This is a genomic window from Marinobacterium ramblicola, from assembly GCF_019084545.1.
Lineage (GTDB): Bacteria > Pseudomonadota > Gammaproteobacteria > Pseudomonadales > Balneatricaceae > Marinobacterium_D > Marinobacterium_D ramblicola.
The window spans coordinates 27,688-39,245 of sequence record NZ_JAHREP010000004.1; the positions used below are offsets into that span (position 1 = coordinate 27,688).

Sequence of the window (11,558 nt, forward strand, 5' to 3'; positions counted from 1 at the left end):
CTCGAAGAGAGATGCGAATACTACATTAAGGTTTTGATAATTGGAAGCTTTTATCGAACGGTTTTTAACAGATCGCGGATCGATTCAAGCTCGGTGATGGTCTGGCGCAGCAGCTGACGGTAGCGCTTGGCATCGTCCCCTGCCTGCTCCCCTTTCAACCACTGACGGGCGCCGACAATGGTAAAACCCTGGTCATACAGCAGGCTGCGGATCTGCCGAATCAGCAGCAGGTCCTGGCGTTGGTAATAACGGCGATTGCTACGCTTGACCGGCTGGATCTGCTCGAACTCCTGCTCCCAATAGCGCAGCACGTGCGGTTTCAGGTCACAGAGTTTGGCAGCTTCGCCGATGGTGAAATAGCGTTTGCCGGGTATCGGCTCCAGCTCAGTCTGCTGAGTTGGACTGCTGTCCGGCATAGGCTTCTACACGTTCCTTGAGCTTTTGGCCTGGACGGAAGGTCACGACCCGGCGTGCCGAGATCGGGACCTCCTCTCCAGTTTTGGGGTTCCGGCCCGGCCGCTGGCGCTTATCGCGCAGATCGAAGTTGCCGAAGCCGGACAGTTTCACGTGCTCGTTTGACGCCAGACTGGCACGAATTTCTTCAAAGAAGGATTCCACCATCTCTTTCGCTTCGCGCTTGTTGAGCCCCAGTTCGTCGAACAGTCGCTCAGCCATATCTGCTTTAGTCAAAGAGCTCATGACACTCACCCTGTCTTAATCTCTTAATGTCGCTCCGAGCTTTTCGTTCAGAGCAGTGACGACAGCGCTCACTGCGCTGTTTATTTCTTCATCATTAAGAGTGCGTGATGGATGTTGCCAGGTCAAGCCCAGAGCCAGACTTTTTCGTCCCGGTTCAATACCTTGGCCCTGATATACGTCGAACAGAGTGACCTGTTTGAGGTACTCGCCGGCACTTTCAGAGGCCACTTCACGCAGCTGCGCGAAGGGGGTTTCGGCACTGACAAGGATCGCCAGATCGCGACGCGACTCGGGGAACTTGGACAGTTCGGAGAAGCGTGCCACACGGCCGTCGATCACCGCATCCAGTTCGACTTCAAACAGGAACACCGGGCCGGTCAGGTCCAGCGACTTCTGCAGAGACGGATGCAAGGCACCGATACGACCGACCAGTTCGCCATCGAGCAGGATCGCGGCACTCTGACCCGGATGTAGCGCCACATGGCTGTCGGCACGGAAGCTGAAGCGAGCGGCGTTGCTGCCCAGGCCCAGCAGGGTTTCCAGATCGCCCTTCAGATCGAAGAAGTCGACCTTGTCGTTACCGGCACTCCAACCCTCCGGCTGACGGCTGCCGCAGATGATACCGGCCACCACGTTCTGCTGCTGCAGGCCATCGGCTGCCGGCACGAAGCGCTGACCGATCTCGAACAGACGTACACGCGACTGCTGACGGTGCTGGTTGTACTGTACCGCCTTGGCCAGACCCGGCCAGAGTGTGGTGCGCATTACCGCCATCTCGGCGGAGATCGGGTTGGCCAGCGCCATTGGTTCATGCTGGTCGTCGAACTGTTTGGACAGGCCCGCTTCGATGAAGCTATAGGTGATCGCTTCCTGGTAGCCCAGCGAGATCAGGTGCGCGCGTACACGGCTCTGGTTTACTTTCGCTTCAGCGATCGGCGGAATCGGCAGCTCGGCACGCGGGGTACGTACCGGCAGATTGTTGTAGCCGTAGACGCGGGCGATCTCTTCGATCAGGTCCATCTCCAGGCTGATATCGAAGCGGTAGCTCGGTACGCTTGCCAGCCACTCGCGCTCGCCGTTAGCCTCCAGGGTCAGGCCCAGACGGGTCAGAATCTCTTCGATCTCCGCGGCCGGGATCTCCAGCGACAGCATCGACGTGACCTTGTCGTGGCGCAGACGCACCTTCTCCACCTTCGGCAACTGCTCTTCAGCGACCGCTTCGGTCACCGGCCCCGGCTGACCGCCAACGATGTCGAGCAGCAGCGCAGTGGCACGCTCCATGGCACGACGCTGCAACTGCCAGTCGACGCCACGCTCGAAGCGGTGGGAGGAATCGGTATGCAGGCCGTAGCTGCGGGCGCGGCCGGCGATCGCCAGTGGTGCGAAGAACGCACTCTCGAGCAGAATATCGCGGGTTTCATCAGTCACCGAGGTCGGTTCGCCGCCCATGATGCCGGCCATCGCCACGGCAGATGAGCTGTCGGCGATCACCAAGGTATCGCTGTTGAGCTTGACGGTCTGACCGTCGAGCAGCGTAAGTTCCTCATCCTGCTGCGCCATGCGCACCTGGATACCGCCGTTGAGCTTGTTCAGGTCGAAGGCGTGCATCGGCTGACCGAGCTCGATCAGCACGTAGTTGGTCACATCGACTACCGGATCGATGGAGCGGATACCGGAGCGACGCAGCTTCTCCTGCATCCACAGCGGCGTTTCTACGCCCGGATTGATGTTGCGGATCACACGCGCCAGGTAGCGCGGACAGCCGTGCGGCGCCACCAGCGTCGCCTCGATCTGATCGTCGATCTGCGGCGCAACCGGTGCACAATCGATCGCGGTTACGGGCACCTTGTTCAGCACGCCCACTTCGCGCGCCATACCGGCGACACTGAGGCAGTCGCCACGGTTCGGCGTCAGGTCCACATCAATGATCTGGTCGTCGAGCTTTAGGTAGTCGCGCAGATCGACACCGACCGGGGCATCGGCGGCCAGCTCCATCAGGCCGGCATGGTCGTCTGACAGGCCCAGCTCATCCTCGGCGCAGAGCATGCCGAAGGACTCGACCTGACGCAGTTTTGCCTTCTTGATCTTGAAATCGCCCGGCAGCACGGCGCCGACCTGGGCGAAGGGCACCCGGATGCCGGCACGCGCGTTGGGCGCGCCGCATACGACCTGGAAGGTCTCCTTGCCATCGCTGACCTGACAAACGCGAAGTTTGTCCGCATCCGGATGCTGCTCGGCGCTGAGAATCTCGCCTACAACGACACCGCTGAACGCGCCGGCCACCGGCTCGACGTCGTCCACTTCCAGACCCGACAGGCTGAGCTGATCGGCCAGGGTCTGGGTATCGATTTCGGGCTGCACCAACTCGCGCAACCAGTGTTCACTGAATTTCATGCTGCTGTCCTGAATTCGTTCAATTCTGGGTGGGGCCGATCAACGGAACTGGCCGAGGAAGCGCAGGTCGTTCTCGAAGAACAGACGCAGATCGTCAACGCCGTAGCGGAGCATCGCAAAACGCTCAACGCCCATACCGAAGGCAAAGCCGCTGTACTCCTCCGGATCGATACCGGACATCTCCAGCACCTTGGGATGCACCATGCCGCAGCCGAGCACCTCGAGCCATTTGCCGTCACCGCGGTCGATATCCACCTCGATGGAGGGCTCGGTGAACGGGAAGTAGGAGGGACGGAAACGCACCTTCACGTCCTCTTCGAAGAACTCACGCAGGAACTGCTCCAGCGTACCCTTCAGGTCGGCGAAGCTGATATCTTTGTCGATCAGCAGACCCTCGACCTGGTGGAACATCGGCGAGTGGGTCTGATCGTAATCGCAGCGGTAGACACGGCCGGGGCAGATGATGCGGATCGGCGGCTTCTGCGCTTCCATGGTGCGCACCTGCACCGGCGAGGTGTGGGTACGCAGCAGGGTGTGGGCATCGAAATAGAAGGTATCATGCATCGCCCGCGCCGGATGGTGAGCCGGAATATTCAGCGCCTCGAAGTTATGATAATCGTCTTCAATCTCGGGACCTTCCTCGACGGTGTAACCGATGCTGCCGAAGAACGCTTCGATACGCTCCAGCGTCTTGGTCACCGGATGCAGGCCACCGAGCTGCTGGCCACGGCCGGGCAAGGTGACGTCGACGGTTTCCGATGCCAGTTTCTGCTCCAGCGCCGCCCCTTCGAGCTGAGCCTTGCGGGCATTCAGTACTTCAGACAGCTCGTCCTTGGCCTCGTTGATCTTGGCGCCAGCTGCGGGGCGATCCTCGGCGGATAGCTTGCCGAGCCCCTTCAGCAACTGGGTAAGATGCCCCTTCTTACCGAGGTACTGAACACGCACATCGTCCAGCGCCTTTACGTTATCGGCCTGCGCGACCGCCTGTTTGCCTTCCTCCAGGAGGGCGTGAAGATTTTCCATGTCCGGCTCCAAACAAAAATAGGGGAAGAGTTGGCACCCTTCCCCTATTCGATTCGATCAATTACCTACTGATAGGCGGGTGTGACTTACGCCAAAGCCGCTTTGGCTTTCTCAACCACCGCAGCAAAAGCTACCTGCTGGTGAACAGCCAGGTCAGCCAGTACCTTACGGTCGATTTCGATGTTGGCCTTCTTCAGACCAGAGATAAAGCGGCTGTAGGACAGACCGTTGATGCGGGCAGCAGCGTTGATACGGGCGATCCACAGAGCGCGGAACTGACGCTTACGCTGACGACGGTCGCGGTAAGCATACTGACCAGCTTTGATAACCGCCTGCTTGGCTACACGGAACACACGGCTGCGAGCGCCGTAGTAACCTTTAGCCTGTTTCAGGATCTTCTTATGACGGGCACGAGCCTGTACACCACGTTTTACGCGAGGCATAGCAATTCCTTCCTATATATAAAGTTGATTCAGACTAAGGCTTACAGATACGGCAGCATGCGCTTGACCAGAGCCTGGTCGGCAGCATGAACCTGCAGCATCGGGCGCAGCTGACGCTTACGCTTGGTGCTTTTCTTGGTCAGAATGTGGCTTTTGAAGGACTGCTTGTGCTTGATGCCGTTAGCAGTTTTCTTGAAACGTTTTGCCGCACCGCGGACAGTTTTAATCTTAGGCATTTTCAATCTCCACGCATTCGTTTGTAATACGCCAGCCGAAAACCGACAAAACCCACACTCTTGACCACAAGGGCCAACAGCGCGGGTTCAGGCGAAAAAGCTGACTATTTCTTTTTCGGGGCGATGACCATCACCATCTGGCGACCTTCCATCTTCGGCTGCTGCTCTACAGTACCGAGCTCGCCGAGGTCAGCCTCGACACGCTGCAGCAACTGCATACCCAGCTCCTGATGGGCCATCTCACGACCACGGAAACGCAAGGTCACCTTGGCCTTGTCCCCGGCTTCAAGGAAACGTATCAGGTTGCGCAGTTTTACCTGATAATCCCCTTCTTCCGTACCGGGACGGAATTTCACTTCCTTGACCTGCATCTGAGACTGCTTCTTCTTAGCCTCATTTGCTTTCTTCTTCATCTCATACTGATGCTTACCATAGTCCATGATCTTGCAGACAATGGGATCAGAATCAGAGATCTGAACCAGGTCAAGTTCGGCTTCCTGAGCGAGCTCAAGAGCCTGATCAATCGTTACGATACCAACCTGCTGGCCATCTGCGCCGATTAGGCGGAGTTCGCGAGCACGAATGTTTTCGTTAATTGGCGGCAAATTCTGACGAGCGCCGCGCTTGTTATCACGCCTGATAGTGTTATCTCCTGAAGATTTTTATTGCTGACGCCCTTTACGGGTCACTTCCTGACTCAGCAAGTCAAGCAGGGCATCAACCGGCATGGTGCCGAGGTCCTCACCGGAGCGCGTACGCACTGCAACGGAGCCGGACTCTACTTCTTTATCGCCTACCACAAGAAGGTAGGGCACTTTCTGCAAAGTGCGCTCGCGGATTTTAAAGCCGATCTTCTCGTTTCTCAAGTCCGCAATCGCCCGATATCCGTGATTTTCGAGACGCTCGTTCACCTGCTTGACGAAATCGGCCTGTTTGTCGGTGATATTCATCACCGCAACCTGCACCGGTGCCAGCCAGGTCGGCAACGCGCCGGCATAGTGTTCGATCAAAATACCGATAAAACGTTCGAAGGATCCAAGGATTGCGCGGTGCAGCATCACCGGGGTTTCGCGCTCACCCTGTTCGTTGACGAACTGGGCACCGAGGCGGCCCGGCATGGAGAAGTCGACCTGAATGGTACCACACTGCCAGATACGACCGAGACAGTCGCGCAGGGAGAACTCGATCTTCGGACCATAGAAAGCGCCCTCGCCCGGCAGCTCATCCCAATCCAGTCCTGCGGTATCCAGTGCATCGGCCAGCGCCTTCTCCGCCTTGTCCCAGCTCTCGTCGGAACCGACGCGCTGATCGGGACGGGTGGAGAGTTTGTAGATGATGTCGCTGAAACCGAAGTCCGCGTAAACCTCGTGCAGGAAGTCGATAAACGCCGCTACTTCCGACTGGATCGAGTTTTCGGCGCAGAAGATATGCGCATCGTCCTGTACGAAGCCACGTACGCGCATGATGCCGTGCAGCGCGCCGGAGGGCTCGTTGCGGTGGCAGGAACCGAACTCGGCCAGTCGCAGCGGCATCTCGCGGTAGGAGCGCAGCCCCTGGTTGAACACCTGGATATGGCAGGGACAGTTCATCGGCTTGATGGCGAAGTCACGGCTCTCGGAGTGCGTGGTAAACATCTGCTCGTGGAACTTGTCCCAGTGACCGGATTTCTCCCAGAGCGTACGCTCGACCACCTGTGGGGTCTTGATCTCCTGGTAACCGTGCTTGCGCTGCTTGGCGCGCATGTACTGCTCGATCTGCTGATACAGGGTCCAGCCGTGCGGGTGCCAGAACACCATGCCCGGCGCTTCCTCCTGCAGATGGAACAGGTTCAGCTGCTTGGCCAGCTTGCGGTGATCGCGCTTCTCCGCTTCTTCCAGGCGATGCAGGTAGGCTTTCAGCTCCTTCTTGTCACCCCAGGCGGTACCGTAGATACGCTGCAGCATCTCGTTCTTGGCATCGCCGCGCCAGTAGGCACCGGCAACCTTCATCAGTTTGAACGCCTTGATATGGCCGGTGGACGGTACGTGCGGACCACGGCAGAGGTCGATGAAATCGCCCTGACGGTAGAAGGAGAGCGGCTCCTCGCCCGGGATCGATTCGATGATCTCGACCTTGTACTTCTCGCCCATCTGCTGGAACATCGCCACCGCTTCACCGCGGTTCATGATCGAACGGCTGACCTGCAGATCCTGCTTGGACAGCTCGTTCATGCGCTGCTCGATCCTGGCCAGGTCCTCCTGGGTAAACGGACGCTCGTAGGCGAAGTCGTAATAGAAGCCATCCTCGATCACCGGACCGATGGTGACCTGGGCGCCAGGGAACAGCTCCTGCACCGCCATCGCCATCAGGTGAGCACAGGAGTGACGAATAACATCCACACCCTCTTCATCCCGTGCGGTGACGATCGCCAGCTGTGCATCCTGCTCAATCAGATAGCTGGTATCGACCAGCGTACCGTCGACCTTGCCGGCGACAGCGGCCTTGGCCAGACCCGCGCCAATAGAGGCTGCAACGTCGTAAACGGTTACCGGGTGATCGAATTCGCGAGTACTCGCATCGGGGAGGGTAATAACAGGCATCAGAGTTCCTTAAGCTTAGTGGTGGCCCCTACGACAGGTCACATAAGTGCTCTTTTGGCAGCCCCGGAAAGAGCCGCCGTGAAAATAAGACCGCAAAGTATACCGCCCCACCGCGGACAGCTCCAGCCGCAAAGACATGGATACGGACAAACTCTGCATGAACGCGTACAATTTAGAGCACAAAGGGTGACAGAAATATAAACAACCATATGCCCCGAATTCGACTTCGCATCAGCACCCGGCTGATGATCGTGCTATGCCTGCTGGTTCTACTTCAATCCGCGCTGCTCGGCGGTTTCGCGCTCCGCCATCTGGCCGACTCGCTCGAGGATCAGATGGCCCAGCGTGCACTGCAGCTGGCCTCGATGATCGCGCAGACCCCCTCCATTCGGGAGGCGGTGGCGGCCAACGACAGCGCTGCCACGCAACGGATCGCCAGCGAACTGCGCGACGCCACCGATGCCAGCTTCATATCCATCGGCAACGCCCAGGGGATACGCCTGGCCCATCCACTGCCGGATCGGATCGGCAAGCCGATGGTCGGCGGCGACAACGACGAAGTGCTCAAGCAGGGGCACACCATCATCTCCCAGGCGGTCGGCAGCATGGGGCCGTCGATCCGCGGCAAGGCGCCGGTATTCAACGATCTGGGCGAAGTGGTCGGCGTGGTCTCGATCGGCTACCTGACCCAGGAGATCGACGACACGGTGCTGACCTACCAGCGGGTGGTGATCGCCGTGACGCTTCTGCTTCTGGTGCTGTCGGTAATGGCCGCCAGCTGGATCGCGCGCCGTTTCCGTGCTGCCATATTCGATCTGGAACCGCATGAGATCGCCACCCTGTTCGAGGAGCGCAACGCTACCCTGGAGTCGATCCGCGAAGGGATCATCGCGATCAACGCCGAGGGTCAGATCACCACCTGCAACCGTGCCGCGATCGAGACTCTGGGGCTGGAGCAGGGGGACGTGGTCAACCGACCTGTCCGCGAAGTTGTCCCCGACAGTCGCCTTCCCGACCTGCTGGAGAGCGGTGAACCGGAGTTCGATACCGAGATGGTGATCGGCGGGCGCAGTCTGATCATCAACCGCATACCGATCCGGGTCAAAGGCAAACTGACCGGTGTCGTCGCCAGTTTCCGTGTCCGCGACGAACTGGCGATGGTCAGCCGCCAGTTGACCCGCATCAGCCAGTACGCCGAGACCCTGCGCAGCCAGGCCCATGAATATGCCAACAAGCTGCACACCATCGCCGGCCTGATCCAGCTCGACAAGAGTGACGAGGCACTGGAGCTGATCGGCCAGGAGACCCGCGACCACCAGGCGATGCTGCGCTGGCTGGTCGATTCGGTGGACGACCCGGTGGTCTCCGGCTGCCTGCTCGGCAAGTTCAACCGCGCCCATGAATTGGGCCTGCAACTGGTGATCGACCCGGACAGCCACCTGGGTCCCCTCCCCGCCAACATTACACCGGAACGCCTGGTGACGTTGATCGGCAATCTGATCGACAACGCCCTCGACGCCTCGCTCAGCGCCAAGGGACGCAGTGTCTTCCTGTCGATGACCGATATCGGCCAGGACCTGATCTTCGAGGTGGAGGACCAGGGCCACGGTATCGCCGCGGAGGATATGCCGCGGGTGTTCGAGCGCGGCTTCAGCCGCAAGGCGGAGGGGCGCGGCATCGGCCTGCACCTGGTTAAAGAGGGGGTCAGTCAGTTGGGCGGCGAGATAGTGGTGGAGAACCTGGACGCGGGTGGAGCCCGGTTTACCCTTTACCTTCCGAAGGAAACCAAGGAGAGCGTTGGATGAGCACCCCCTTAGGCATCGTCATCGCCGAAGACGACCCGCAGATTGCGGAGATTCAGCGCCGTTTCGTGGAGCGCGTTCCCGGTTTCGAGATTCGAGGCATCGCCCATACCACGCGGGATGCCCGTGAGCTGATCGAGGTGATGCGCCCCAATCTTGTGCTGCTCGATATCCAGTTTCCCGACGGCAGCGGCCTGGACCTTCTGCGCGAACTGCGTGCGGCACGGCAACCTACGGATGTAATCCTGATCACTGCCGCCAAGGAGGTAGAGAGCCTGACCGAAGCGCTGCGTTGCGGCGTGTTCGACTACATCCTCAAACCGCTGGTCTACGAGCGCCTTGAGCAGGCGCTACAGAACTACCAGGCTCACCTGGAGCGTCTGCGCCAGCTCGAGAGCCTGAGTCAGCAGTCGGTGGATGGTCTGCTGCCGCGCAGTGGCACAAACACTCCCCATTCGCCGGCGACGGTCGCCTCACGCCTGCCCAAGGGGATCGATACCCTGACCCTGGACAAGGTGCGCTCGGTGATGAAGGAGACCGCCGACAGTTTCAGCGCCGAGCAGGTAGGTGAAAAAATCGGCTCCAGCCGCACCACGGCGCGACGCTATCTGGAGTATTTGGTATCGGAGCGGGAGCTGGAGGCGGACATCAACTACGGCAGCATCGGTCGCCCCGAGAGGCGCTACCGGCGTCACACCGGCTGAGGCGCCCGCGGGGTACCGTACATCCTGTACATAAAAAGAAACCACCTGAGGCTGGGCCAAAGGTGGTGAAAGATGCCGAACAACAGGAACCTGAGTTATCCGGCAGGTGCAAGAATGCTCACAGCACAGGCTTAATCGGCCTCCTCCTCGATCTCCATCCGGGCACGGGCATTTTCCATGCGCCGACGCAGGATCGGACCGAGAATGTAGGGCAGCGCCAACCCGGCGAAGGCTACAACCCAGATACCGATGCTCAGGCCGCTGGAGAACAGGATCGACCAGTCGCCGTCGGAGATGGTCAGTGCATGACGCAGGCTGCGCTCCATCTCCGGCCCCAGCAGCATGCCGAGGATCACCGGCACCAACGGCACCTCCAGCTTACGCAGCAGGTATCCGAGCAGACCGAAGCCGACCATGAAGTAGAGATCCAGCGCGCTGTTGCTGATGGAGTAGATCCCCACCGCGGCGATCAGCGTCACCACCGGCATCAGGTACTTGGGCGGGATGCTGAGCAGCTTGACGAACAGACCGACCATCGGGATGTTCAGGATCAGCAGCATGATGTTGCCGACCAGCAGCGCCGCGATCACGCCCCAGACCAGTTCCGCGTTCTGGGTAAACAGCATCGGACCCGGCTGCACGTTCAGCGAGATCAGCATCGCCAGCAGTACTGCGGTGGTACCGCTACCTGGCACGCCCAGGGTCAGCATCGGCACCAGCGCGCCGTTTGCAGCGGCGTTGTTGCCTGCCTCCGGCGCAGCGACTCCACGCGGGTCACCCTGGCCGAAGTGTCCACTCTTGCCAACTATGCGCTTCTCCAGCGAGTAGCTGAGAAAGCTGCCCAGCGAGGCACCCGCCCCCGGCAATACGCCGGCGACAAAGCCCAGCACCGAGCCGCGCAGGCTGGTCGGCAGAACATGCAGGATATCGCTCAGCTTCAGGTTGAGCTTGTTCAGCGTCGCGCTGCCTGCGCCTTCGCTGATATGGCGCTCGATGAAGAACAGCAGTTCACTGACCGCAAACAGACCGACGATGGCGATAATGAAATCCACACCCTCGTATAGCTCAAGGATGTTGTAGGTATAACGCTGGTTCCCGGTCGAGATATCCACACCGACGGTGGAGATCATCAGACCCAGCGCAGCAGCAACCACGGTCTTGACCTGGTTCTTGCCGGTCACCCCGCCCAGGGTGGCGAACGCCAGCGAGAACAGCGCGAAATACTCGGCCGGGCCGAAGTGCAGCGCGAAGCGTGCCAGGATCGGCGCCAGAATGATCAGGCCGATGGTGGCCAGCAAACTGCCGATAAAGGAGGCGATGGCGGAGATCGCCAGCGCTTCCGCCGCCTTGCCTTGCATCGCCATCGGATAGCCGTCCAGCGTGGTCATCATCGCCGGCTCGTCACCGGGGATGTTGAGCAGGATGCTGGAGATTCGTCCGCCATACATGGCACCGGCGTAGACCGAGGTGAGCAGGATCATCGACGCCGCCGGCGACAGGCCAAGGCTGAACGCCAACGGAATCAGGATCGCCACACCATTGGCCGGGCCGAGCCCGGGCAGGGCACCGATCAGCGTGCCGAGCAGCGCACCGATGGCGGCGAACATCAGGTGTTCCGGCATCAATGCGACAGAGAAACCATGCAGCAGAAAATTCAACGTTTCCATCAGTTCAGCTC

General features: G+C 59.8%; 11 protein-coding genes. 2 read left to right on the plus strand and 9 right to left on the minus strand.

The genetic code is table 11. The features are described 5' to 3' along the window. Positions 1-50: 50 nt before the first annotated feature. The 8 genes from KQ940_RS03750 to thrS all read right to left on the minus strand — a co-directional run bounded on the left by KQ940_RS03750 (position 51) and on the right by thrS (position 7,374). Positions 51-416, minus strand: a complete 366-nt coding sequence (locus KQ940_RS03750) for a MerR family transcriptional regulator (RefSeq protein ID WP_217411861.1) — start codon at positions 414-416, stop codon at positions 51-53. After that, a complete protein-coding gene (ihfA, locus tag KQ940_RS03755; protein ID WP_188745523.1) occupies positions 385-699 on the minus strand; it encodes an integration host factor subunit alpha in 315 nt (104 codons plus the stop codon). Before ihfA ends, KQ940_RS03750 begins: the two co-directional genes overlap by 32 nt. Before the next feature lie 15 nt (positions 700-714). Then, the gene (gene pheT / locus KQ940_RS03760; RefSeq protein ID WP_217411863.1) at positions 715-3,093 is read right to left on the minus strand and encodes a phenylalanine--tRNA ligase subunit beta; all 2,379 of its coding nucleotides are present in this window, start codon (positions 3,091-3,093) and stop codon (positions 715-717) included. A gap of 39 nt (positions 3,094-3,132) precedes the next feature. Further along, positions 3,133-4,116, minus strand: coding sequence for a phenylalanine--tRNA ligase subunit alpha (gene pheS, locus KQ940_RS03765; protein ID WP_217411865.1), 984 nt, complete (start codon positions 4,114-4,116; stop codon positions 3,133-3,135). A gap of 86 nt (positions 4,117-4,202) precedes the next feature. Further along, the gene (gene rplT / locus KQ940_RS03770; protein ID WP_217411867.1) at positions 4,203-4,559 is read right to left on the minus strand and encodes a 50S ribosomal protein L20; all 357 of its coding nucleotides are present in this window, start codon (positions 4,557-4,559) and stop codon (positions 4,203-4,205) included. Between the two features lie 41 nt (positions 4,560-4,600). Then, positions 4,601-4,795, minus strand: a complete 195-nt coding sequence (gene rpmI, locus KQ940_RS03775) for a 50S ribosomal protein L35 (protein ID WP_217411869.1) — start codon at positions 4,793-4,795, stop codon at positions 4,601-4,603. A gap of 104 nt (positions 4,796-4,899) precedes the next feature. After that, on the minus strand, positions 4,900-5,400 hold the full coding sequence (gene infC / locus KQ940_RS03780; protein WP_246589698.1) for a translation initiation factor IF-3: 501 nt from the start codon (positions 5,398-5,400) through the stop codon (positions 4,900-4,902). 57 nt (positions 5,401-5,457) lie between these two features. Continuing rightward, positions 5,458-7,374 carry a threonine--tRNA ligase gene (gene thrS, locus KQ940_RS03785; RefSeq protein WP_217411871.1) on the minus strand — a complete coding sequence of 639 codons (1,917 nt, stop codon included), beginning with the start codon at positions 7,372-7,374 and terminating at the stop codon, positions 5,458-5,460. Positions 7,375-7,583: 209 nt separating this feature from the next. On the opposite strand from thrS, the gene KQ940_RS03790 reads away from it, so the two are divergent. Next, positions 7,584-9,179 (plus strand): ATP-binding protein, encoded by a 1,596-nt coding sequence (locus KQ940_RS03790; RefSeq protein ID WP_217411873.1) that lies wholly within the window; start codon positions 7,584-7,586, stop codon positions 9,177-9,179. Then, a complete protein-coding gene (locus KQ940_RS03795) occupies positions 9,176-9,880 on the plus strand; it encodes a response regulator (protein ID WP_217411875.1) in 705 nt (234 codons plus the stop codon). Before KQ940_RS03790 ends, KQ940_RS03795 begins: the two co-directional genes overlap by 4 nt. A 131-nt stretch (positions 9,881-10,011) precedes the next feature. Here the strand turns inward: KQ940_RS03795 and KQ940_RS03800 are convergent, their stop codons facing one another. Then, on the minus strand, positions 10,012-11,547 hold the full coding sequence (locus tag KQ940_RS03800; protein ID WP_217411877.1) for a tripartite tricarboxylate transporter permease: 1,536 nt from the start codon (positions 11,545-11,547) through the stop codon (positions 10,012-10,014). Between the last annotated feature and the right edge of the window lie 11 nt (positions 11,548-11,558).

Bases quoted from the DNA above. Each gene is read 5' to 3' on its own strand.
- KQ940_RS03750 (WP_217411861.1), bottom strand. From the start codon at position 416: ATGCCGGACAGCAGTCCAACTCAGCAGACTGAGCTGGAGCCGATACCC.
- ihfA (WP_188745523.1), bottom strand. From the start codon at position 699: ATGAGCTCTTTGACTAAAGCAGATATGGCTGAGCGACTGTTCGACGAA.
- pheT (WP_217411863.1), bottom strand. From the start codon at position 3,093: ATGAAATTCAGTGAACACTGGTTGCGCGAGTTGGTGCAGCCCGAAATC.
- pheS (WP_217411865.1), bottom strand. From the start codon at position 4,116: ATGGAAAATCTTCACGCCCTCCTGGAGGAAGGCAAACAGGCGGTCGCG.
- rplT (WP_217411867.1), bottom strand. From the start codon at position 4,559: ATGCCTCGCGTAAAACGTGGTGTACAGGCTCGTGCCCGTCATAAGAAG.
- rpmI (WP_217411869.1), bottom strand. From the start codon at position 4,795: ATGCCTAAGATTAAAACTGTCCGCGGTGCGGCAAAACGTTTCAAGAAA.
- thrS (WP_217411871.1), bottom strand. From the start codon at position 7,374: ATGCCTGTTATTACCCTCCCCGATGCGAGTACTCGCGAATTCGATCAC.
- KQ940_RS03790 (WP_217411873.1), top strand. From the start codon at position 7,584: ATGCCCCGAATTCGACTTCGCATCAGCACCCGGCTGATGATCGTGCTA.
- KQ940_RS03795 (WP_217411875.1), top strand. From the start codon at position 9,176: ATGAGCACCCCCTTAGGCATCGTCATCGCCGAAGACGACCCGCAGATT.
- KQ940_RS03800 (WP_217411877.1), bottom strand. From the start codon at position 11,547: ATGGAAACGTTGAATTTTCTGCTGCATGGTTTCTCTGTCGCATTGATG.